The sequence below is a fragment of the Acetobacter tropicalis genome (assembly GCF_001580915.1).
In the GTDB taxonomy this organism is placed as follows: Bacteria; Pseudomonadota; Alphaproteobacteria; order Acetobacterales; family Acetobacteraceae; genus Acetobacter; species Acetobacter tropicalis.
In genome coordinates, this window is record NZ_LHZQ01000208.1 from 38,789 (window position 1) to 61,103 (window position 22,315).

Sequence of the window (22,315 nt, forward strand, 5' to 3'; positions counted from 1 at the left end):
CGCCATATCCGACCGCGCCGCGCGTGATGCAAAGCCTGTGTGCGTCCTGCTTCTTCAAATACCATTGGCATATCCATGGCTCAATCCGGCTTTTTTACATCTCGTTCCTTGCGCATCACCTTCCGTCTGCTGGCTAATGCGTTTGGCCCAGATGGTGCGGATACCGTTATCCTCACAGGGCTTCGCGTTGCGGTCGATATCACACAAGCGCAGTTTCCTACAGGCGAAATTGCAACCTTGAGAATAAATGGTCTCTCGCCAGACCTGATGAACCGTCTGAGCCTCGCGGCACCCAACCCAACATTACAAAGTGCAAGCGAAGTTCTGGTTGAAACGGAGGAAGGGACATCCCCCGCTGTTCTGGTTTTTCAGGGTGGGGTCACACTGGCCTATGCAGATTATACAGGCGCTCCAGATGTCGCCTTTATGGTGCAGGCGTTTTCAACAGCACTTCCCAATGCCATGGCCGCGACACCTACCGGCTTTCGGGGGACTGTTCCAGCCACGACGGTACTGGCGACCGTTGCGCGAAAAGCGGGGCTGACATTCGTCTCACATGGTCTCAATTCTACCCTGCACAACCCGTATCTGGATGGCAGCCCCGGCCAGCAACTTGCTCAATGTGTGGAAATGCTTCCCATGCGGGTCAGCCTTGGGCGCGCTCAACTGGCAGTCTGGCCTGTCCACGGGGCGGCCAGCAACAGCGGAACAGGGCTGGCTGTTTCTGTATCAGCCCAAACGGGCCTGATTGGTTATCCCTCATGGTCTGCGGGCGGGATGGCCGCACGCATGCTGTTCACGCCACAAATAGGGTTTAACAGTGTGATCGCTCTCAAAAGCCGTTATCAACCTGCAGGATGGGGCGCGCAGTCTGGTCCTGTCGCCACCGGTTTCTGGGTCGTTACGCAGGTTCGCCATAGTCTGCAAAGTGAAACCCCCAACGGGGTATGGTTTACGGATGTTGTGGCACAGGCGCTTCAGGAGCCCAGCGCATGAGCACCTCTTTTGCAAACACGTATCCCGTTTTTAATAGAGCCGATGCCGCCGCATCAGATTTCAATGCCTTGAACAGAGTCATCGCCCGCCTTTTATCCACACGGCGTACGGTTGTTGTGGTGCAGGTTAAAGCGGTTTCGGGCACGGGCCTCAATCCGGTCGGCTTTGTGGATGTGCAACCCATGGTGCACCAGCAAAATGCCGCAGGGGCAGTTACCCCGCATGGCGTGCTGTATCAGGTGCCCTATTTTCGGCTACAGGGAGGCAGCCGTGCGGTAATTGTTGATCCTGTCGTGGGAGACATCGGGCTGGCGCATGTGGCAGACCGCGATATCTTCAATGTCAAAACGGCCCGCACTCCGGCTGCTCCCGGTTCTTTCCGTCAGCATAACATGGCGGATGCGCTCTATCTGGGTGGTTTTCTAAATGGCACGCCCCAGACTTATCTTTGGCTCCATGATAAAGGCGTAACTCTTAAAACGGCTGGTACAGTCGATATAACGGCACAAAGCCTGACGTTGACAGGGGATGCCACCATCAATGGTGCGCTACACGTTTCCAAGGATGCTACTGCTTCCGGTATTTCGCTTACGCAGCATACGCACCCAGGGGTGCAACCGGGCAATGGAGAAACGGGCACCCCACAAGGCTAAAAGCCGGGCCAGGCTGGAGGGCCTTACCCGGCTTGGCAGTACAGTCCGGCATCACGCCAGACTGTTATTATTTATTACCTTGTCTTTTGCACTGCGGCCTCAGGCAGTGCGTGACTCATACGGTCAGACAGCGTGCACTTTGGCTTCACGCGCCCAGAAGCGCAGGGCACGGCAGATTTTGACAAACTCAGGCACTGATGAAGGTTTTCCCAGCGTCACCACACCTTCATCCAAAGCATCTTCCGTCAGCCCAGCCTTTTTCAGCAGCGGCGCAGCTTCAGGCACATGCGCAATGAATTTTGCATGCGCATAGGCATCCGTCACAAAATCCTTGGCGTCTGCGTCGTTCGCAAGCTGTTTGGCTCCGTCTTCAGAAAGCAGAAGAACAACCGCATCATACAACACAGATGGGCCACCCGGCACCCGCTGCCCTGCCGGAACATGCCGACCGCTTGATGTCTTGATCCCGCCAATGTGCGGTGCCACCAGTTCCAGATCAACGCCTTCAGCCTTGGCTGTTTTTTCCAACGCTTCCAGAATGGCGTCGTCCGCACCGTTGGTAATCAGCACACCAATTTTGCGGCCTTCAAAGGTTTTTGGGCCATTTTTCAGAATGCTCAGGGTAGGGGACTCTGGCAGGTCAATCACCTTGCTGGCAGGGGGTGCGGCTTCTGGCAGTTTTTCCAGCCCCAACCCGTCAGCCACGGCCTGCGCCAGTCCCGTGTCAATATTCAACAGGTGAGAAACCACCCGGGCACGAATGGCCGGTGTTTCCACCTTGCTGAGTTCAAAGGTAATGGCCTGCTGAATATGCGTCTGCTCTACCTCGGTCTGGCTTTTGTAGAACTGCCGCGCCTGACTGTAATGGTCCGCAAACTTTTCTGACCGCACACGCTCTTTCCGGCCCTCTACGTCCTGCGGATAGGACGTAAAGCCTTTCTGCGGGTTTTCACGCGGGCCACCGGCTTCTCCACCCCAGGAGTTGGGCTCATAATTGACCCGCCCTTTAGGGTTATGCATCGCGCCGTGCCCATCCTGCTGGAAATGATGGAACGGGCATTTGGGCGCATTGATGGGAATATGCGTAAAGTTCGGCCCACCCAGCCGCTTCAACTGCGTATCCAGATAGGAGAAATTGCGGCCCTGAAGCAGCGGATCATTGGTAAAATCAATCCCCGGCACCACGTTCTGGGTGCAGAAGGCCACTTGTTCGGTTTCCGCAAAGAAATTATCCACCATGCGGTCCAGCACCAGTCGGCCAACAGGCTGCACGGGCACCAGTTCTTCCGGAATCAGCTTTGTGGCGTCGAGAATGTCAAAATCGAACGTGTCAGCAAATTCATCGTCAAAAAGCTGCACACCCAGTTCCCATTCCGGGTAGTTGCCTGCCTGAATGGCGTTCCACAAATCACGACGGTGAAAATCAGGGTCAGCACCGTTTATTTTGACGGCCTCATTCCACACAACAGACTGCAGCCCCTGTTTGGGCTTCCAGTGGAACTTGGCAAAGGTGGATTTGCCATCTGCGGTGACAAAACGGAACGTGTGAACGGCAAAGCCTTCCATAAAGCGGAAGGACCGCGGAATTCCCCGGTCAGACATCACCCACATGATCATGTTCATGCTCTCGGGGGTGAGGGAAATGAAGTCCCAGAAATTATCATGCGCGGATTGTGCCTGCGGAAAAGCGCGGTCCGGCTCTTCCTTCACGGCATGCACCATGTCCGGAAATTTGATGGCATCCTGAATGAAGAATACGGGAATGTTGTTGCCAACAAGATCCCAGTTGCCTTCCTTGGTGTACAGCTTGACCGCAAAACCACGCGCATCACGCGCAAGGTCAAAAGAACCCTTGCTGCCCGCCACGGTGGAAAATCGCACAAACGCGGGCACACGTTCGCCCACACGCTGCAGCACATCCGCCCGTGTAATGTCAGACAGGGAATGGGTCAGTTCAAAAAAACCATGCGCGCCATAGCCACGGGCATGCACAACCCGTTCCGGAATACGCTCATGGTCAAAATGGAAAATCTTTTCTCTGAAATGAAAATCTTCCAGAAGGCTTGGGCCGCGTGCGCCTGCTTTCAGTGTGTTCTGATCATCCGCTACAGGCACGCCCTGCTGGGTGGTCAGGGTCGGCACGTCACCGTGGGCAGTCTGGTGTGTTTCGCCACCTGCGCCGCGCTGTACCTTTTCTTCGCCCGATGTTACGGGTTTGCGGTCTGTATCTGTGCTGCTCATATGTCTGCGCCTTCCCTATAAAATCCCGAAATGTGCGGCACCCCATGCACAACCCTGCCAGACAGGATGTGGCCATTGATCCACCTGTCTCGCGCTGGGGTGCCTGGGCGTGGTGTGCTGAAACTTTTCCGTCAGCCGTGCCTGATTTCGGTCTTTAACGCCTTCATGCTGTTCAGGGTTTCCTTGCCTCGAACAAGGTCAGCCATGAGCGTGGCGCAATGCGGTGATTGTCCTTCCCCTTATATCCCGTCAGAAAATAAAGAGTTTATGTCATGCAAACAATGTTGCTTGACTGCGCAACGTGGGATCTGGCGGTTGATGCCGCCGGAAACATAGCCGTAGCCTCCGCTCCTTACGCCGTGGCCCAGAACGTGGCCTGTGCGGTGCGCGTGTTTCTGGGCGAGTGCTGGTACAACACCAGCCTCGGTCTGCCTTACCTGAGCAATATTCTGGGCCGCACCCAGTCCGCCGCCCTGTTCCGGGCCGATGTGGAGCAGACAGCCCTCAGGGTGCAGGGCGTGACTCACGCCACTTGTGTCCTGACCGGCATCAGCCCCCAGCGCCGTCTTTCCGGTGTCATCCAGCTTACTCTTGCAGATGGAAGTCAGACCAGTGTCAGCCTCTAACACCATACCCGGCGCCAGCATAAATCAAACGGCTGGCAGCGGCACAACATCTGTCCCGGCTCCGGTATTGGATGCCACCGGCTTTATCATGCCTGAGGAGCCCGACATGCTGGCAGGCGTTCTGGCGGATATCAACGCAGCCTTTGGCAATACGCTCAATACGGATCTTTCCACTCCCCAGGGGCAACTGGCCATGTCGCTTACCGCCATTCTGGGCGATGCTTATGACCAGTTTCTGGCGCTGGCCAATGGGGTAGACCCCGCCCGTGCCTCTGGCCGGATGCAGGATGCCATTGGCCGCCTTTATTTCATGTCCCGTCTGCCTGCCACGGCTACGGTTGTCACCTGCCTTTGCACTGGCGTTGCTGGCACGCTCATTCCCCAAGGCGCGTTGGTGCAGGACGCCACTGGCAACAGCTATGCGGCAGATGCCGCCATTACGCTGGACGCCACCGGCACAGGCAGCGGTACCTTTTCCTGCACGCAGGCAGGAGAGATCATCTGCCCAGCCCAGAGTATTGCCATCAGTCAGTCTCTGGCCGGGTGGGCAACCGTCACCAACCCCGTGGCGGGAGTGACGGGGCGCGCCGTGGAAAGCCGTACCGCGTTTGAAGAACGGCGCAGAATTTCCGTTGCGGCCAACGCCATTGGCCCGCTGGATGCCATCTCTGCCGCCGTTCAGGCTGTGCCCGGCGTGAGTGATGCCTTTGTAACGGATAACAGTACCAGCACCGCCATAACTGTTGGAGGTGTCACACTCGCACCCTACAGTCTGTATGTATGTGTCAGTGGGGGCGCAGATCAGGCCATTGCACAGGCTATTTTGCGAAAAAAGCCGCCCGGCTGCGCCTATACAGGCAGTACCACGGTGACAGTAACGGACCCTAATACGGCCTACAGCACAGCGCCCAGCTACAGTGTCAGCTTTCAGCGGGCCACGCCAACACCGCTTTTTGTAAAAGTGACAATGGTGGCGTCTTCCATGGTGCCCTCCACTGCCACAACGGCTGTGCAGTCCGCCATACAGGCCGCATTTGCGGGGAATGATGGAGGCAGCCGCGCACGGATTGGCGCCACACTGTATGCTAGCCGTTTTTACGCGGGGATTGCCGCACTCGGCACATGGGCGCAGATTGCGGATATTACACTGGGCACTCCTGCTACGCCTACGGGCGTAAGTGCGACCTTCGGTGTCAGTCAGGTCCCTACGCTTGATCAGGCAAATATCAGTGTGGTGTTTGCCTGATGCAGAATGTGCAGCAAACCGTTCTCTCCCAATATGCATGTGCCCCCAGCCTGAATGCGCTGATTGCCGCATGGAATCAGGCGTTTGACCCCGCCACACTGATTGAAACATGGTACCAGAAGATATGGAATCTGGAGACCGCACAAGGGTATGGGCTGGATGTATGGGGCCGCATTGTGGGCGTGCAGCGTATTCTGAGCATAACATCCGATACTTTCATCGGGTTTGAAGAAGCGGAAGAGTTGACGGAAGAAGGGTTTAACACCGCGCCGTGGTATTCCGGCACCGTCTCGACTGGCAATTATCGCCTGTCTGATGATGGCTTTCGCCAGTTGATCTGCGCCAAGGCCATGGCCAACATTACAGATGGCTCCATTACCAGTCTGAACGCCATTCTCATGACCCTGTTCGCCGGGCAGGGCGATGCCTGGGTCTCTGATAATGGCGGCATGAGCATGACCTATACGTTCGGGTTTGTGCCCTCTGCCGTGCAGATTTCCATAATCCAGAATTCCGGTGTCCTGCCGCGCCCCGCAGGCGTGCGCGTGACCTATGCCATCAAAGGGCAGAAATGAAACAGTCTGATTTTCCTGAACGATTTGCAAAACCCATTGCAGATTTTGCCAGTGCGGGTAATCTGGCCGCCATTCCGGCCACGCAGGCCGCAGCGGGAGATGGCACGGCATCCATCTCTCTTGGTTTCCCGCCAGAAACGTTTATCGGCCGGTCTGCCGGGGGTGTGCCGCCGCGTGGGCAGGACATGAACGGTTTTCTACACCGCCTGTCCGCCGTGTTGCAGGCCTATCAGGCCGGCATGATCGGGCAGTATGATGCCACGTTCGCATCCCACATTGGCGGTTATCCCGCAGGGGCGGTTGTGGCGGGGGCCTCACCCGGCACGTTCTGGGTTTCCATGGCTGAAAACAACATGACCACGCCCGCTGCAAACGGGGCTGCGTGGCAAAACCTGTTTGCACAGTATCTCCCTCTTGCCGGTGGAAAATTGCAGGGCTCCCTTGCCATAGGCAACACCTATTCCTTTGATGCCACGGGCGGATACAGCGTGCTGTATCGCCTCTCCTCCGTGGGGTCTGATGGTGTGCTGGATGTTTATTCCAATGTGGGAGGCACCCGTATCAATGTGGCGCGTATCAGTGCGGATGGTTCCATTTCCATATTTGGCGGTGGTCATTTTTCAGAAAATGGGCAACGGGTGGCCACGCAAAGCTGGGCGAACGGCCAGTTTGCCACACCGGCCTGGGCCAATGCCCAATTTGCTACACCATCATGGGTCAGTTCCCAGTTCGCCCAGTCTTCGTGGGTCAGTTCACAATTCGCAACATCTGCGTGGGTAAACGCCCAGTTTGCAACAAGTGCCTGGGTCTCGGCACAGTTTGCAACATCCTCATGGGTGAACAGCACGTTTGAGCGTGCAGGCGTGTGTCTGACAACGTCAAACTACATCAATGATTTTTATACAAATGATGATCGAGTTATTAACCTGCCATATGGCAACATGATGCAGTGTTTCAATGTGCAGAATGTTTCCTCCGGGCGTATCACCTTTCCGGTGGCGTTCTCCGGCGCGCCACAATCCATTCAGGTGCAGGCGGTTACTGGCGGGGTTATCTCGCACTATCATTGCGTGTGGGAACCGGACGCCGCAGGCTTCACCCTTAATCTGTATGGCTCCTACAATGCCATTTACGTTCAGGCAAAAGGAAAGAAATGAGCATGACAGAGAATGTTCTTTCCAGTGTGCCTTTTTCCACACTAGCGCAGACACAGGTGCAGGCAGCCTATCCCGCCCGTTATTACGCCGGGTATGATACCGCCGCCACCCAACCCACCCCCGTTACCGCGTGGTATGATACTTGGAGCATGAGCAGCGTGGATGGTTTGCCGCCTGCCAGTCAGCTTCTAGCCGTTAGCTCCGCAGACTGGGCCAATACCACCGGCTTTCGTCTACCGGCCGGAAAAGCCGTGCAGAATGGCGCGATTGTGGATTACACGGCTCCACCCCTACCTCTTGCCACACAGGCTGCACGCGTCTTGCAACAGGCCGCCAGCACAAGCTGGGCCACTTACGGTATGTATGGGGAAACGCCCCCGGTTGTGTGGCAGAGCTATCTTGCCAGCCTGCGTGCTTTGGCAAACGGCACAGACACAACCAGCACGCAGCTTCCCACTCCACCGGACATCAGCGCTGCGGCATTCTCTGCGACCACGCATAAGGCTTCGTTTGTTCAGGAAACAGCTCCTGAACACAAAAGCGTCTCAAACGGTCCGGACATGCCTGATGTGTCTGCCATGCGTCCGTCACGCGCAGCGTCTATCGTCGCCGGGCAGGGAGCATGATTGCTCCATTACCTTCCAGCGGCTGGCACCCTGCACCGGGCCGCACCATACCTGTGGTTGTACCCGCTAGCCTCCGCCTGCGCGGGCTGCTAGGGCAGGCGGTTACAGTGTCATGGTCGCCAAAATCCAGTGCAGATACGTTGGATTTTACCCTGGATACCTCGGAATGGCTGCACGGGACAGGTGATTACCTTGCCAGTGTTGCGGCCAGCGTAACCACTGCCGCGGGGCAGAAGACGGATATGCGCGTGCTGTGGGCCACGCTGGTCAATGGTATGGCGTGTTTGTTTCTAAGTGGCGGTATTCCCGGCACGGTGCAGACCGTTCTGGTGAGCATCACCACGCAGCAGGGGCGCAGCCTCAGCCAGCCGGTTGCCATCGCCATTTTGTCCACCAGCCCTGCAACACCGCCTGCTACAGCACCCAGCCTGCCAGATGGCACACCCGTACCCCCCAATGCCCTTGCGCTTTCCCAGTCGGTTATTCTGACCACGGAAAGCGGAAAACCCTATCTTCTAGCCTGAAGGACACAAAACCCATGTCCGGGTCTTCCACCACGGCAGCCACCTTGAGTGGCACGCCGCTTTCCGCGTTGCCTGTGCAGGCCCAGCCTGCGGCAACTGATCTTGTTTTTGGTATTTTCAACGGGCAGGGGCAGTTTGTGCCCCAGGGCAAGATCTGGTCCGGCGCGGTTGATAAAACTGGTGATACACTCTCCGGTTTGCTGGCCTGTCCTCTTGCCCCATCTGCCCCTGCGCACCTGGCCAACAAAGCCTATGTAGATGCCATGAGCGGGCAGGTGCAGGGGGCAGTCTCCACCCTTGTGACACAGGCGCAGGATGCCGCAACACAGGCCGGGCAGGCGGCCTTTGGCGCGGCGGGGGCGGCTGCCACCATTGTGGATGCACAAAAAGGCACCCCCAACGGGCTTGCGGCACTTTCCGCATCCGGCAACCTGCTTCTGGGTGGGCTGGAGTGTCTGGGGGTGCGGAATGGCCATGTGCTGATGGCGCTTGAACTCCCCACGTCAGACCCCGGAGTGGCAGGCGCGTGGTGGAATAATGGCGGCTATATCTGCATCTCTCAGGGAAACACATGAGCATGGCACCTGTTCTTAAAACCCGTATCCTGCTTAGTGCGTGTTCCGGGCTGCTGCTGGTTTGGTCTGTGCATACATTTGCAGCCCCGCGCCCCAATCATCTGCTTCCACAATACCAACAGAGCCACCAAGCCGCGCCAGAAATACCTCATGCGTCGGCTTCATCCTTGCGCGCCTCTTCTACTTCCGCGTTTGCTGGCAGCACCACTTTTCCCGCCCACGTTCCTTCAGAACGCTCCGGCAAAGAGGCGCTAGCACGAGGCGCGGTAAAATCTGGACGCGCGAAAGAAAGCTTGCGAACTCTTGGTGTTTCCGCACCGCTCGCCGCCACAGCCGCCACAGCCGCCACAGCCGCCACAGCCGCCACAGCCGCCACAGCCGCCACAGCCGCCACAGCCGCCACAGCCGCCACGCCGGAAACATATGCGCCCACGCGCCCACCGGGTGGCATAGATCCTGCAACTGCTGTGCCCTTGTTGTGGCAAAACGCCACCATCGGCCAGATAGGCGCCATGGCGGATGGCAGCGTGCAGCAGTCTGACAAGAACCAGCCCAACGGTGTTGCGGGGCTGGATGCCGCGGGGCGTTTCACGGCCCCAGTTGCGGGCGATGTCACGGCCGCCACAGCAGGCAGCGCGCTGAGTGGTGCCCTCAAGCGCCCGCTGTCCGCGCGTTTTGCCGAACAGCCAAGTGCTGGGGATTTCGGCATTACGCTGGATGGCACCAGTGATGACAGCACAGCCTTGCAGGCCGCCAAGGCAGCGGTGCCAGCGGGCAGCATGGTGCGTATTCCCGCAGGGGTTCTTCACCTCGCCACGCCCCTGCAAAGCGAGACACCAACCCTGTGGCAGATCAACGGCACCACGCTGGCAGATGGTGCCCCCATTACCAGCCTCGGCACGGATGTGATTGAAAGCACGCTTGAAGGCGGCAAGTATTTTGCACGCGGAGAAAGCCGTGCAGATATGGCCCCTGTGCTCCGTAAGGATCTGGATGTCACCCACACGGGCGGCACCACCGGATTTGTGATGAATCTGGAAAAAGGGAACTGCACCATTCCGGCAGAAGGAGCCGCCCTGAATGATTATGTGTGGTGCCATTCTACCGTTTTGAACAGTTCCGCCTTCGGGGGCGGGCAGCATGTGGCGCAGGCCAGTCTGGCCCAGCGCCCGGCAGATGCGCTGGCCGATGGCAAGGGCTCACGCTCGCAGATCTGGGCGGGGTATGATGAAGCGCGTGATGAGACCGGGCAGGCGTCCTCTGTCGCCGGAAGCATGGTGGGGCGGGAGGTCGATGTTTACGCCAATGGGGATGATCCCGTAGGCTGGCGTATTGGTCTGCAATTACAGATAGCCGGAACCAGTGCAGATGGCACACCCGGCAAGGTGGGCAAAGGCATTGCCATTGGCAATAATGACGCCACCAGCACATATGGTACGTTGATTGACGCCGCAGGCCGGTTTGATACCGCAGGGATTGATCTCTCCCGCAGCACGCCCGTCAATAACGCGCCGGTGCTGAACATAGGGGCCAACCGCAACCTTGCGTTCAGTGATGATCACAAACCGCATTTTCAGTTTGATTCCGCCGCTTATACCCTGCGCTACTGGTATGATACCGCCAACCTGCTGGCCATTGGCATGCAGGGGGATGTCACAACCAGTATCAGCAACGCTGGCAGCGGCGTGGCATGGACGCTGAACGGGCAGGCCCAGCTTGGCCTGAATTTGAGCGGCCTGAACGCACCGGAGGCCCTGCGTCTGGCAGCAGGCCAAACCCTCTCCTGGGAGCCAACGGCTGTTGTACACAGCGGTTTTGCTAACGGGAAACTGACGGAACAGGTCGCTGCCGGTGTGGCCCGTACGCTGGATACAAGTGGGAACGAGACCCTGCCGGGCAGCCTGCAAAACAGCCAGACCATTGTCAGCCTCACCCAGCCCACGGCACCGGCCTACGTGGCCAAAGGCACCGCCGCCATCGGGCTGGACACCACGGGCCTGACAACGCCGGAAGCCCTGCGCGTGGCGGATGGTCAGGCTATTTCATGGGAGCATACGGCATCCGTGCAAACCCGTTACGCCAGCGGCCAGTTGCAGGATAGCCAGAACGGCACCCCCCTGCGCACGCTTGATGCCAGCGGCAATGAAACCGTAACCGGCAGCACGCGCAACAGCGGTATGACCACCAGCCTGAACAATAGCGCAGCCAGCGCCATTACGCTTACCGGCAGCGCGGGCATTGGTGTCAATCTTACAGGGCTTTCCACCTCCAATGCGCTCCGGCTTGGGGATGGTCAGAGCGTTGCGTGGGAGCCCACGGCGGTCATGACCACCGGCTACACTGCCACGGGGCTGACTGACGCCAAAGGCAGCACGCCCTTGCGCCAGCTCGACAGTAACGGGAACGAGACCCTGGCAGGCACCATCACCCCCAATGCCGGGGTGCACCTACCCACATTCTCCCGCGCCACCATCAAGGCGCAGCCTAACCCGGCCCCCGGCGTAATGGTGTTTGACGCAGAGGATGACGCTCCGGCCATTTATACGTCTGCGGGGTGGATGCTGGTGGGTCTGAGCGCCCTACCGTAAGGCCCGGTACGGCGGGATTTTTCATATGACTGTTTTGTGTAGTGCCACAGGCTGAGGAGGGAGCGGGGGAAGGGAACCTTGCGGAGGGGTTCTGCATTCATGTATGGTAAGCATACCTCATAACCGTGTTTTGCAGAGCTGTAGAGCACCATGAAAGCTGGAATGACCCGCACCCCCCTTCTGATAAGTCTTGCACTGGCGACCGGGCTTTCGCTCGGTCAGGCCCATGCCGCCGCCAAAACGGTCTATTTCCCTCATAACGCGGAAAGCAAGCATATGGCGGGCACTCTGGAAGGCCCGCAGATGGCTGAATACCACCTTGCCCTGCATCAGGGGCAGGAACTGTCCGTTCTGTGCCATTCCCGCAAACGGAGCGTGTCGTTTTTCGTCAAGGACCCAGCGGGCCATCTGCTTTACACCACGGCGGATGGTGGGCTGCGGAACCACCCTTTGCATGACCACTGGCATGGCCGTGTGCCGGAAAATGGCAATTATACCGTAGGCGTTTTTCTGCATCATGGTACGGAGCGAAAAGGCCAGAACGCTTTTTACAAGCTCAACCTGAGCGCTCATTAAAGGCTGCCTGAGCGCACATTTCCTCTCTGTATGGTTCCTATACACGCCCTTCTTCCGCCAAACGGCGGGGAAGGGCGTTTGTGCTCGCCCATGCCCTGCGGCCATGCCGTGCGTGAGGCGGACTTCTGCCGCTGCCTGTGATACATCGCCCGCAGGTGGCTCCCGTCTTCAGGAGGGGCCGCTGGTATGACAGGAGCGGGGGAGCGAATGGAGAAGTCCTTCAAGGCCATGCTGGACAGGGCGAATGAAAGTGTAGCTGTCAAAATGACCATGCTGTTTGGCAGCATCTGGTGCGTTTATGTGTTTTTCCTGTTCTCTCTTGTGCCGGTTCTTGTTCCGGCATGGCAGAATACTCTGCTTTATATCAGCAACTGTATTCAGCTTGTGGCGTTACCAGCGTTAATGGTGGGCAATGCCGTGCTCAGCCGTGGGGCGGACCGTCGTGCTGCGGAGGATCATCAGGCGCTGCTTGAAATCCTTTCAGATGTTCGGGAAGAACTGGCAGACCTGCGGGCCAAAACGGCAGGGCTTGCGCAAAGTACCTCTGCTGCCCTTGCCCGCCCGCAGTTGGAGAATCTCTCCATTTCTGACCAGACGTTTCTGGATGTGAATGACAAGGGTGAAGAAACACCCGGCTAGGCACTCGCCTGCAGGCAAATAGAGGGTAGAGAGAACCATGCACCATCAGGCGGCCCCGGCAGTGGCGCTTTATCCTCTGCTCCGTGGTGAAAGGGCCGTAGCATGACCTCCCTTGGCCTGTTTGCCGTTGTCATTACCCTCTCCACGGTTTTTGGCATTATCAATCATCGGCTGTTGCGGCTGCCCCTTACGGTGGGGGTTCTGGTTATCTCCCTGCTGGTATCAGGCGTTCTGGTGCTGGCAGATATCTTCATGCCGTGGCGCGGCGCGCATATGGCCCACCAGCTTCTGGCCCAGATTGATATGCCAACCAGCCTGATGCAGGGCGCATTGGCCTTCCTGCTGTTTGCCGGGGCGCTGGGGGTGGATATGCACTACCTCCTGCTGCGTAAGTTCTCGGTTATTGCGCTGGCCATTCTGGGCACGTTTCTGGCGGTTATTCTGTTTGCATCCGGCATATGGGGCGTGTTCCGGCTGGTGGGGCTTTCAGTCTCTCCCGCATGGTGCGTGGTGCTGGGGGCCGTTCTTGCGCCAACAGATCCGGTTTCCGTGGTGGGCATGTTGCGCAGGCTGGGCCTGCCGGGGCCGGTTCAGGCCCTATTTGCAGGGGAAAGCCTGCTGAATGACGGCGTGGGCGTGGTGATTTTCACCGTGGCGCTAGGTGTTGCGCATGAAGATCATCCCCCGTCCATCGTGCATCTGGCGGAAGCCTTTGCGCTGGAGGCCGGAGGGGGCGTTGTGCTGGGCCTTGCCTCCGGGTGGCTGGCTGTGCGGGCCTTACGGCTGGTGAAAGATGCCCATCTTGAACTGCTTATCTCTCTGGCCCTGTGCAGCAGTGCATACAGTCTGGCAGGTGCATGGGGGCTTTCCGGCCCCATAGCGGTGGTGATGGCGGGTTTTATGCTTGCGGCACCACGCACGCAGGCCATGATCTCCGCGCAGGGCCGCAAGGATATGCGGCTGTTCTGGTCGCTGGTGGACGAGATCCTGAACATTATGCTGTTTGTGCTGATAGGGTTTCAGGTGCTCAATGTTGCCTTCAACGTGCCGTTGCTGATGGCCATGGCGCTGGCGGTGCCGCTCTCCATTCTGGCACGTGGGCTGAGTGTGCTGCTGGCCATGCTGCCCGTTTATGTCAGCCGGCAGGACCGCATGGGCGTTCTGGCCGTGTTGACATGGGGCGGCCTGCGCGGGGGTATTTCTGTCTCGCTGGCGCTCAGCCTGCCAGAAGGCCCCATGCGCGACATCTTGATGGGAGTCTGTTATGCGGTGGTCGTGTTTACCATTCTTGTGCAAGGGCTAAGCATCGGCCCCGTGGTGCGCAAATTCCATTCTTCTGAACAGGAAAGCTCTGCCTGATGCTCATGCGGCCTACCGCCCGCTTCCGTCTGCTTACGTCTGCGGTTCTCTCCAGCGTCGCGCTTGCGGGTGACATATCGGGTCTTCCCGGCATGGCGCTGGCGGCGGCACAGCCAGCGGCATCCGGTGCCGCATCTGCCGCCACACAGGGTTCGGCTGGGTCCGCATCTGCTGAGGCCGCATCCGGGGCCGCTGCACCCACACGGTCTTATGGGGGATCTTCCGTCACGTCCACGGCTTCATCCTCTGGGGCGGTTTCATCAGCGGCGTCTTCTTCCAGCGGGCACGGAACGGGTCCGGCAGCGGCAGCAAGCGCGCAGGGTGATCAGGCTGCTTCACCAGCCGGGGCGGCAAGCGCCGGGCAGGCAGCGGTTACGCCCGCACACAGGCAAGGGTATGCGGCACGGAACGGGAGCACACGTCAGTCAGCACGTTCGGCTCAGGCACGGCAAGCACCTCCCGGTTCGGCTCAGGCGGAGGGCGTGGAACATGTGGAGGTTACGGCAGATCCCGTGGCCCTGCATGCTGGCGGCGGGATGATCCGCCCGCAGACAGTGCCGCAATCCGTCAGTGTGATTGGTTCGGATTACATTGCCCGGCAGGCGCCTTCCGCCACGGCGTATGATCTGGTGTCCGTTCTGCCGGGGGCCAACGTGTCCTCATCTGATCCGCTGGGTTTTTCTCCCCAGACCAATATCTCGGTGCGTGGGCTGAACGGGGATGCCATTGGGTACGTGCTGGAAGGCATGCCGCTGAATGATATTGCCTATTATACCGGCTACCCCAGCCAGTTTGCCGATAGCGAGAATTATGAAAGCGTGGCGCTGGCGCAGGGATCAGCAGATATTGAAAGCCCCGTTCTGAATGCCGCTGGCGGGCTGATGAACCTGCGGTTCCGCACCCCGGCGGAAAAAGCCGGGGGGATGGTGAATGTCTCCTACGGGTCTTATGACACCAACCGCGAATTCATTCGGCTGGATAGCGGCGAGATTGGCAAGACGGGCCTGCGCGGGTTTGTGTCCTATTCCCACGGTGCTGCGGATAATTGGCGCGGCCCCGGACGAGATGAACGCCAGCATGTGGATTTCAAGCTGCTCAAAACATGGGGCAGGCAGAACAGCGTGGCGCTGCTGGGCTCATGGAATCAGGCCATAGACAGCTATTACCCGCAGGCCACCAAGGAAAGCTGGGCGGAGGATGGCATTCACGGCGCAAACAACCTTGCCCGGCATTATAATCTGCAAAATGACGCACAGGGCACGGATTACTGGCGGCTTTATCGCCAGCCTGAACGCACGCTGTATCTGGCGGCCCCGGTTGAACTGCATATGGCCCATGGGCTGACATGGCGCACAACCCCATATGCACAGGGCGCTTATGGCAACGCACCGGGGGGCACAACCATCCCCACATCCGGGTTGTGGAACGGCAACCAACTTCTGCCAGACAGCTTCACGCTGCCCAGCACGCAGGATGGCATGGCCACCGTGCGGGCGGATTATACACAGCGCAGCTATCGCTCCGGCTTTACCACGGCTCTGGAATGGCGGCATGGCGCGAACACGCTGACCGCAGGCTACTGGTATGATTATTCCGATGATGCCGAGTATCAGAGCTTCACACCTGTCAGTGAAAACGGCAATGCCCGTGACATATGGGGCGGCAGCCACGGCACGTCCCTCACACTGGCGGATGGCAGCCTGTTCCGGGCGGTGAACAACCATACCATTTCTCAGACCAACGCCCTGTTTGTGAGCGACAGCCTCTCCCTGCTGCATGATAAACTCCTGCTCTCCGCCGGGTTCAAGGAGGTCATGCTTACGCGCAACGGCACCAACGCCATGCCGGGGGCCGCCTATCACGCCAACACCAACACGGCGGTGCCGCTGCCGCGTCTGGCCGTGCGGTATCAGATCACGCCGCACCATCAGGTGTTTTTCAATACCACAACCAATTTCCGCACCCCGGCGGAAACAGCGCTCTACAGCGCGTATGATCCTCAGTCTGGCGCGTTGAGCATGCAGGGTGCCACCAACGTCAAAAACGAATATTCCATTTCTGAAGAACTGGGCTACCGTTATGCGGATGATCTGCTGGTGGGTAGCCTCACGCTGTTCAACTACAATTTTACAAACCGCCAGATTGAAACACTGGGGGTTATCAATGGCTCCTATGTGTCCTCCACCCTCAATGCGGGCGGCCAGACCTCGCGCGGTGTGGATGTAGAACTGGGCCTGCGCCCATGGCACCATTTCAGCCCCTACGTGTCTGGTGAATATCTGCACGCCACCATTGATAATGATCTCATGTCTGGCGGTGATCTGTTACCCACACGCGGCAAACGGGCCGTGCGCAGCCCCACGCTTCAGGCTGCTGCTGGGCTGACCTATGATGATGGCCATGCCTTTGGCGTGTTCACGGTCAAATATACCGGACACCAATATGCTACCTTCATGAATGATGAACGCATGCCCGATTACGTAACGGCCAACATGGCCGTGGGGTATCGGTTCAATGATGCCTCATTCCTGCACCGGCCCGAACTGCGCATGAATTTTATCAATATCACCAACCAGCATTATCTCTCCGGCGTGGCGGACCCCACATCAAACGCCAAGGACACAACAGGCCGTTATGGCACCACCATAGCGGGTGAAAGCCCTGATTATTACATTGGCGGAGGATTTGCCGCCCTGTTCACGGCATCAACCGGGTTCTAGGCGTGGCGGAGAAACCACACGCACCCGGAACAGGCCGCATCAACACCGGCCCAACCGGAGCGGAACAGACAAACGCTGATAGCCTGAGGGAAAACGGGGAGGGACAGGCCAAGCCTTCAGTCGCGCCGCAGAAAGCAACGCCTGAGCACGGCTCCTCACATCCTGCCCGCGTGCAGAATGCCAGTGCAGACAAACCCAGTGCGGGAGAGAGAGACCGGAAGGCCGCTGCCGAGGATCATGCCCAGCCCGGCCAGTTTGGTGTGCATGGCGTGCAAACTAAACGGGACTGGCCCTGCCTTACACTTGCAGAAGTGCAGTCCGTTCTGGCCCATTACCCTTCCGCTCCTTCCGCTCCTTCCGCTCCTTCCGCTCCTTCCGCTCCTTCCGCTGTGCGGATTGTGTGGCACAGCATGCGCCCCTTTTCCGCAGCGGCGCGTGTGCTTGTCTCGCAACCTGATGCAGTGGCGGAGGGGAACAACAGGGGGCATACGTTCAGCCAGATTGCCGAACATGATGTAAGTTTATCCCAGCCAGAAGCCGCTTTTATTCTCAAACGGCACCACGCCAGCCTGCGCACTGTTGCCGCGCTGGAGGAAGAGCATGCCTTCATGCAGCATCTGGCGGCCAAAGATGTGCCCGTCTGCCTGCCAGTGGCAACGCGCTCCGGCCATACGGCACTCGCGCAGGGAGAGTGGACCTATGAACTGTTTCCAACCGCCCCCGGCCAGGATGACTACCGGGATGTGATGTCCTGGAAGCCTTATCACTCTACTGCTCATGCCCGCGCTGCCGGGCAGGCGCTGGGCCGCCTGCATCTGGCGGCATCTGATTATGCGGCACCATCTCGTGAAGAGGGGACCGTGCCCGCCCCACAAAGGCAGGGCACGAAGACGCAGGCGGAAAATACCTCAGGGAAAGACGATTTTTCACAAGGTATGGCTGTGCCTGCCGGTAGGCCGCTGACATCCAGCATGAACGCCCTTGGCCAGTCAGATCTGCTCCCCGCATTGCGGCAATGGGTAAAGGAGCAACCCGGTCTGGCGGAACAGCTTGCACCCCATACGTGGGAGGACGATGTGCAGGCAGTGCTTACACCATTCCACACTGTGTTGCGCCCGTTGCTCCCCCATATTCGTTCCTGCTGGGGGCATGGAGACTGGCACGGTTCCAATCTGTTCTGGCAAAAGCCGGAAGAAACGAAAACAGAAGCCAAAGTATCCTGCATTCTGGATTTCGGCATGGCCGAGCGCACCTGCGTTCCGTTTGATCTGGCCGTGGCCATAGAACGCAGCATGATCGACTGGCTGGACCTTTCCCGCTCCCATGGGGTGGTAGCCTACGCGCAGCTTGAGGCATTTTTGCAAGGATACCATGCCACGCACCCTCTTTGCACAGTGGAGTGGGCGCAACTGGTAGCGTTCCTGCCGTTGGTGCATGTGGAATTTGCATTTTCGGAAGTTGCTTATTTTGGCAAACTTTTACAGGATCATGCCTCGGCGGATGTTGCATATACTGATTATCTTCTGGGTCATGCCCGCTGGTTCGCCGGGCCGGAGGGGCAGGCGCTGCTGGACTGGCTGACCCGATATGCGGCCGATGTTTTGCCCGCTCCCAATGCGCCTGCTTCTTCTCCATCGGAGCATCGTCCCCATGCCTGAAAGGCAGCGTCAGGCCCCTCTCCGATTGAACAGGAGAAAACAGGCCGGGTGGAATTATGTGATTCCATATTTTCAGAAGATATTGTTAAAACAGCCTCGTTTTCACCCTGCTTTGATGGGTGTCCTGCCAGTTTTTACAGCGCGGGGTTGGGCAATGGCGTGTGAGCAACACAGGACATTCCCTGCATGAGTCCGCTTGAAATCGCTGCGGTGGTCGCCAGCGCGCTGGGCGTCTGGCTTACGGGCCGCCGCATCATGCTGTGCTGGCCCATTATGCTGATAGCCTCCGTGTTGTATGGCGTGGTGTTCTGGCAGGCGCGTTTGTATGCAGATACGGCCTTGCAAGCTGTGTTTGCCACATTGTCCCTCTATGGCTGGTGGCGGTGGCTGCGCGGCGTGGAGGAGAAAGGGGCAGTCACCATCATGCCTCTTTCCAACATAGCACTATGTTACGGGCTGGCTGCAAGCGCTGCCGGAGGCATGGCGCTGGGCCTGCTGCTTCGCGCCACAACGGATGATCCCATGCCACTGCTGGATGCTCTGCTCAGCGCCTACAGTATTCTGGGCCAGATCTGGATGGGCCGCCGCTATCTGGCAAACTGGTGGGTCTGGATTGTGGTGGATACGCTCTACACCGGTCTTTTTCTGGTGCGCGAACTCTATCTTACCGCCGCACTCTACGCCGCGTTTGTGGTGCTGGCAGCCGCAGGGCTGCGGCAGTGGCGCAGGGCAGGCACCATGGCAGGCTACAGACGCGACTGAAAACCTAGTTCCCTAACCAGAACGACAGGTAGATCACAAAAGCCAGCGTGCTATTATAGAACAGATGGCACAGAGCAGTGCTCCAGAACGGGCTGCCCCGGTCGGATTGCGTTGTCAGATAAAAACACCCCATAAAGCAGAGTGTCCCAGTTAGCCCGACATGAGACGCCATCAGCCAGTTTCTATATAAATGAGAACCGCCATGGTGCCAGATAACAAACAGGAATGCCGTCGTCAGAAAAGAAAGACCCCATACAATACGGGGCGAGGAAATCAGTTTTTTCAGAACATGGTAAGGGAGATAGAAAAAGAGAAAAGTTTCAAGAACAGGTGCAACAAGCGTGGCTGCTATAACAAACTGCGGAAGCTCAGCCTGTGTCAGGTTGGCAGGGGGCACAAGGTGCAGAATATGTAACAGCATACCGCCACCCGGGCCGAGCACCAGCAGGACCGCATAACACAGCAGGCAGATACGCCAGTTGACGAGAGGCTCCCGCACAATGTCAGTTGATGGCGGAAAGGATGAGGCGGATGCAGTATATAATCCGGGTGGTGTCGTCATTATAGTATGCTACCACCATGAAATCATGCTGTGTGCGACAAAATAGTGTGGCCCAGGTAGGAACGACCATGGCCACCTTATAGCTGACCGCTCCCTATTCCCTGCACGTAGCTATACTGTCCACCTATTTGCGGCAGACCAGCGCGAACCCCAATCACCCCTTAAAACCCCGCCAGGTTCGCGCAACCCATAACCCTTTAAAACAAAAAGATTTTCTTCCAAACCGCCAGATGGAAGCGTAACAATTCCCCGCTTTCCACACAGGTTCGCGCACACCCGCACATTCCCCCAGTCCTTTTCTGCTGCTATGCTCCCACAGTCGCTCCCCGTGCGGGAGCGTGGATAGAAACGTTGCCTGACTGTGCTTTAAGCGGCACGGGTTGGCGTCGCTCCCCGTGCGGGAGCGTGGATAGAAACGCCCGCGTTCATGCGCACAGCACCACCAATGGAGCGTCGCTCCCCGTGCGGGAGCGTGGATAGAAACTGCACCGGCATTGACCACGCCAAGGAAGTAGCTGGTCGCTCCCCGTGCGGGAGCGTGGATAGAAACTGATTTCTTTAGGGAACAGCATGAGGGCGCTTTGTCGCTCCCCGTGCGGGAGCGTGGATAGAAACTGTTCAAACTGTAACACCTCACGATCTGGCAGCGTCGCTCCCCGTGCGGGAGCGTGGATAGAAACTGCATTTCCTGAACTATTCGCACATCCTCGTCACGTCGCTCCCCGTGCGGGAGCGTGGATAGAAACCGTCCGGGTAATTGGTCCGGTCGTCCCATCCAACGTCGCTCCCCGTGCGGGAGCGTGGATAGAAACACCTCTTCCACGCTCCTATATCGTGAGAGTAGCGTCGCTCCCCGTGCGGGAGCGTGGATAGAAACTTGTATCATCACAAGGCTTACTCAGGACGCACCGGGTCGCTCCCCGTGCGGGAGCGTGGATAGAAACCACTGACTGGAATGCATTATTTACGAAAGCTGTAGTCGCTCCCCGTGCGGGAGCGTGGATAGAAACTACAGTGAGAGCAAAAGTTATTTCCCTCACATCAGTCGCTCCCCGTGCGGGAGCGTGGATAGAAACTCTAGTGTGGTAAGCAGTATACTATGACAACATGTCGCTCCCCGTGCGGGAGCGTGGATAGAAACGCACGTCATGATGTCGGTGCCGTTGGAAGCGTAGTGGTCGCTCCCCGTGCGGGAGCGTGGATAGAAACAAGATCAATGGGCTGCCCATCGGTACCACACTTAACGTCGCTCCCCGTGCGGGAGCGTGGATAGAAACAATTATGTTGACCCGGCGCTGATTGACATTCTTGTGTCGCTCCCCGTGCGGGAGCGTGGATAGAAACTTCGCAAAGACAAAGCCTTTTTTCAGCAGAGGGGTTTCGGTCGCTCCCCGTGCGGGAGCGTGGATAGAAACCAGTTTGATAAAGCCGTCACCGTAGGGCTGTAGGCGTCGCTCCCCGTGCGGGAGCGTGGATAGAAACTGTCTGGTAGCCCTGTGCATCGTAAAGAAGGATGGTCGCTCCCCGTGCGGGAGCGTGGATAGAAACATGGTGTCATAAACTGGGAACCGCTTGCCGGTCGTCGCTCCCCGTGCGGGAGCGTGGATAGAAACCGGCTCTGCAACATTCGACATCGCCAGCGTCATTGGTCGCTCCCCGTGCGGGAGCGTGGATAGAAACATCGCAAGTGGGGTCTGAACCGGCCCCCCCAATCGTCGCTCCCCGTGCGGGAGCGTGGATAGAAACCTCCAATCGGGCACCCCTCTGCAATCTTAAACCGGTCGCTCCCCGTGCGGGAGCGTGGATAGAAACCCATAACCCACCAGCGGACGGGCTTATAGAAATGTCGCTCCCCGTGCGGGAGCGTGGATAGAAACGTTTTGCACGAGCGAAATCAGGCGGCTGCTATGGTAAGTCGCTCCCCGTGCGGGAGCGTGGATAGAAACATGCCGTAGGGTTTTTACAATGTTGCGGTATTCGCCGTCGCTCCCCGTGCGGGAGCGTGGATAGAAACCCGGTTCAAATCCGCCCGTGATGTTATCCAGACCAGCGTCGCTCCCCGTGCGGGAGCGTGGATAGAAACCGTGATCTTTCCGGACAGGTTCCGCGTCATGCGGTCGCTCCCCGTGCGGGAGCGTGGATAGAAACTTTCCCTTCGTTTGCCGCGTCTGCCACAGCGGCAGTCGCTCCCCGGTAAGCTTCCGGAGTGAGACGCCTTGTTGATTTTATGAT

At 58.3% G+C, this 22,315-nt stretch carries 18 protein-coding genes and 1 CRISPR repeat array; of the genes, 16 read left to right on the top strand and 2 right to left on the bottom strand.

All coding sequences use genetic code 11. The annotated features are described in order from the left end of the window. The first annotated feature begins 39 nt into the window (after positions 1-39). Positions 40-996, top strand: coding sequence for a baseplate hub protein (locus AD944_RS09475; RefSeq protein ID WP_248845817.1), 957 nt, complete (start codon positions 40-42; stop codon positions 994-996). Then, positions 993-1,649, top strand: a complete 657-nt coding sequence (locus AD944_RS09480; RefSeq protein ID WP_045542687.1) for a Gp138 family membrane-puncturing spike protein — start codon at positions 993-995, stop codon at positions 1,647-1,649. The genes AD944_RS09475 and AD944_RS09480 overlap by 4 nt, the downstream gene beginning before the upstream one ends. Before the next feature lie 123 nt (positions 1,650-1,772). Here the strand turns inward: AD944_RS09480 and AD944_RS09485 are convergent, their stop codons facing one another. After that, entirely contained in the window at positions 1,773-3,890 is a 2,118-nt protein-coding gene (locus AD944_RS09485; RefSeq protein WP_045542686.1) for a catalase, read from the bottom strand. Positions 3,891-4,162: 272 nt separating this feature from the next. Here AD944_RS09485 and AD944_RS09490 point away from each other — a divergent pair, with 272 nt between their 5' ends. The 14 genes from AD944_RS09490 to pnuC all read left to right on the top strand — a co-directional run bounded on the left by AD944_RS09490 (position 4,163) and on the right by pnuC (position 19,521). Next, entirely contained in the window at positions 4,163-4,516 is a 354-nt protein-coding gene (locus AD944_RS09490) for a hypothetical protein (RefSeq protein ID WP_035378414.1), read from the top strand. A gap of 88 nt (positions 4,517-4,604) precedes the next feature. Beyond that, positions 4,605-5,762: a baseplate J/gp47 family protein gene (locus AD944_RS09495; RefSeq protein ID WP_373317148.1), complete on the top strand. Its 1,158-nt coding sequence runs from the start codon at positions 4,605-4,607 to the stop codon at positions 5,760-5,762. Then, entirely contained in the window at positions 5,762-6,337 is a 576-nt protein-coding gene (locus AD944_RS09500) for a DUF2612 domain-containing protein (protein WP_045542684.1), read from the top strand. The genes AD944_RS09495 and AD944_RS09500 overlap by 1 nt, the downstream gene beginning before the upstream one ends. Further along, positions 6,334-7,494, top strand: coding sequence for a hypothetical protein (locus AD944_RS09505; RefSeq protein ID WP_052427203.1), 1,161 nt, complete (start codon positions 6,334-6,336; stop codon positions 7,492-7,494). Before AD944_RS09500 ends, AD944_RS09505 begins: the two co-directional genes overlap by 4 nt. 2 nt (positions 7,495-7,496) lie before the next feature. After that, positions 7,497-8,120 carry a hypothetical protein gene (locus tag AD944_RS09510; RefSeq protein ID WP_052427202.1) on the top strand — a complete coding sequence of 208 codons (624 nt, stop codon included), beginning with the start codon at positions 7,497-7,499 and terminating at the stop codon, positions 8,118-8,120. Next, positions 8,117-8,644, top strand: coding sequence for a phage fiber-tail adaptor protein (locus tag AD944_RS09515; protein WP_035378416.1), 528 nt, complete (start codon positions 8,117-8,119; stop codon positions 8,642-8,644). The genes AD944_RS09510 and AD944_RS09515 overlap by 4 nt, the downstream gene beginning before the upstream one ends. A 14-nt stretch (positions 8,645-8,658) precedes the next feature. Beyond that, positions 8,659-9,219: a hypothetical protein gene (locus AD944_RS09520; protein WP_045542683.1), complete on the top strand. Its 561-nt coding sequence runs from the start codon at positions 8,659-8,661 to the stop codon at positions 9,217-9,219. Positions 9,220-9,221: 2 nt separating this feature from the next. Beyond that, positions 9,222-11,807 (top strand): hypothetical protein, encoded by a 2,586-nt coding sequence (locus AD944_RS09525; RefSeq protein WP_211263334.1) that lies wholly within the window; start codon positions 9,222-9,224, stop codon positions 11,805-11,807. A 162-nt stretch (positions 11,808-11,969) separates the two neighbouring features. Continuing rightward, a complete protein-coding gene (locus tag AD944_RS09530) occupies positions 11,970-12,383 on the top strand; it encodes a hypothetical protein (RefSeq protein WP_145912851.1) in 414 nt (137 codons plus the stop codon). 207 nt (positions 12,384-12,590) lie between these two features. Then, positions 12,591-13,022, top strand: coding sequence for a hypothetical protein (locus AD944_RS09535; RefSeq protein WP_035378422.1), 432 nt, complete (start codon positions 12,591-12,593; stop codon positions 13,020-13,022). A gap of 102 nt (positions 13,023-13,124) precedes the next feature. Continuing rightward, on the top strand, positions 13,125-14,381 hold the full coding sequence (locus AD944_RS09540) for a cation:proton antiporter (protein ID WP_045542679.1): 1,257 nt from the start codon (positions 13,125-13,127) through the stop codon (positions 14,379-14,381). Beyond that, complete coding sequence (locus AD944_RS09545) at positions 14,381-17,101, top strand: TonB-dependent receptor (protein WP_045542678.1); 2,721 nt, start codon at positions 14,381-14,383, stop codon at positions 17,099-17,101. Before AD944_RS09540 ends, AD944_RS09545 begins: the two co-directional genes overlap by 1 nt. 2 nt (positions 17,102-17,103) lie before the next feature. After that, positions 17,104-18,759: a phosphotransferase enzyme family protein gene (locus AD944_RS09550; protein WP_052427201.1), complete on the top strand. Its 1,656-nt coding sequence runs from the start codon at positions 17,104-17,106 to the stop codon at positions 18,757-18,759. Between the two features lie 186 nt (positions 18,760-18,945). Continuing rightward, a complete protein-coding gene (gene pnuC / locus AD944_RS09555; RefSeq protein ID WP_045542677.1) occupies positions 18,946-19,521 on the top strand; it encodes a nicotinamide riboside transporter PnuC in 576 nt (191 codons plus the stop codon). A gap of 4 nt (positions 19,522-19,525) precedes the next feature. Here pnuC and AD944_RS09560 read toward each other — a convergent pair whose 3' ends face one another. Continuing rightward, positions 19,526-20,083 carry a CPBP family glutamic-type intramembrane protease gene (locus AD944_RS09560; RefSeq protein WP_045542676.1) on the bottom strand — a complete coding sequence of 186 codons (558 nt, stop codon included), beginning with the start codon at positions 20,081-20,083 and terminating at the stop codon, positions 19,526-19,528. Positions 20,084-20,401: 318 nt separating this feature from the next. Then, a CRISPR array of direct repeats spans positions 20,402-22,231; the repeat unit is 32 nt; unit sequence GTCGCTCCCCGTGCGGGAGCGTGGATAGAAAC. The last annotated feature ends 84 nt before the right edge of the window (positions 22,232-22,315 follow it).

Excerpts from the sequence above, each read along its gene's own strand:
- AD944_RS09480 (WP_045542687.1), top strand. The coding sequence starts at position 993 with ATGAGCACCTCTTTTGCAAACACGTATCCCGTTTTTAATAGAGCCGAT.
- AD944_RS09485 (WP_045542686.1), bottom strand. The coding sequence starts at position 3,890 with ATGAGCAGCACAGATACAGACCGCAAACCCGTAACATCGGGCGAAGAA.
- AD944_RS09490 (WP_035378414.1), top strand. The coding sequence starts at position 4,163 with ATGCAAACAATGTTGCTTGACTGCGCAACGTGGGATCTGGCGGTTGAT.
- AD944_RS09495 (WP_373317148.1), top strand. The coding sequence starts at position 4,605 with ATGCCTGAGGAGCCCGACATGCTGGCAGGCGTTCTGGCGGATATCAAC.
- AD944_RS09500 (WP_045542684.1), top strand. The coding sequence starts at position 5,762 with ATGCAGAATGTGCAGCAAACCGTTCTCTCCCAATATGCATGTGCCCCC.
- AD944_RS09505 (WP_052427203.1), top strand. The coding sequence starts at position 6,334 with ATGAAACAGTCTGATTTTCCTGAACGATTTGCAAAACCCATTGCAGAT.
- AD944_RS09510 (WP_052427202.1), top strand. The coding sequence starts at position 7,497 with ATGACAGAGAATGTTCTTTCCAGTGTGCCTTTTTCCACACTAGCGCAG.
- AD944_RS09515 (WP_035378416.1), top strand. The coding sequence starts at position 8,117 with ATGATTGCTCCATTACCTTCCAGCGGCTGGCACCCTGCACCGGGCCGC.
- AD944_RS09520 (WP_045542683.1), top strand. The coding sequence starts at position 8,659 with ATGTCCGGGTCTTCCACCACGGCAGCCACCTTGAGTGGCACGCCGCTT.
- AD944_RS09525 (WP_211263334.1), top strand. The coding sequence starts at position 9,222 with ATGGCACCTGTTCTTAAAACCCGTATCCTGCTTAGTGCGTGTTCCGGG.
- AD944_RS09530 (WP_145912851.1), top strand. The coding sequence starts at position 11,970 with ATGACCCGCACCCCCCTTCTGATAAGTCTTGCACTGGCGACCGGGCTT.
- AD944_RS09535 (WP_035378422.1), top strand. The coding sequence starts at position 12,591 with ATGGAGAAGTCCTTCAAGGCCATGCTGGACAGGGCGAATGAAAGTGTA.
- AD944_RS09540 (WP_045542679.1), top strand. The coding sequence starts at position 13,125 with ATGACCTCCCTTGGCCTGTTTGCCGTTGTCATTACCCTCTCCACGGTT.
- AD944_RS09545 (WP_045542678.1), top strand. The coding sequence starts at position 14,381 with ATGCTCATGCGGCCTACCGCCCGCTTCCGTCTGCTTACGTCTGCGGTT.
- pnuC (WP_045542677.1), top strand. The coding sequence starts at position 18,946 with ATGAGTCCGCTTGAAATCGCTGCGGTGGTCGCCAGCGCGCTGGGCGTC.
- AD944_RS09560 (WP_045542676.1), bottom strand. The coding sequence starts at position 20,083 with ATGACGACACCACCCGGATTATATACTGCATCCGCCTCATCCTTTCCG.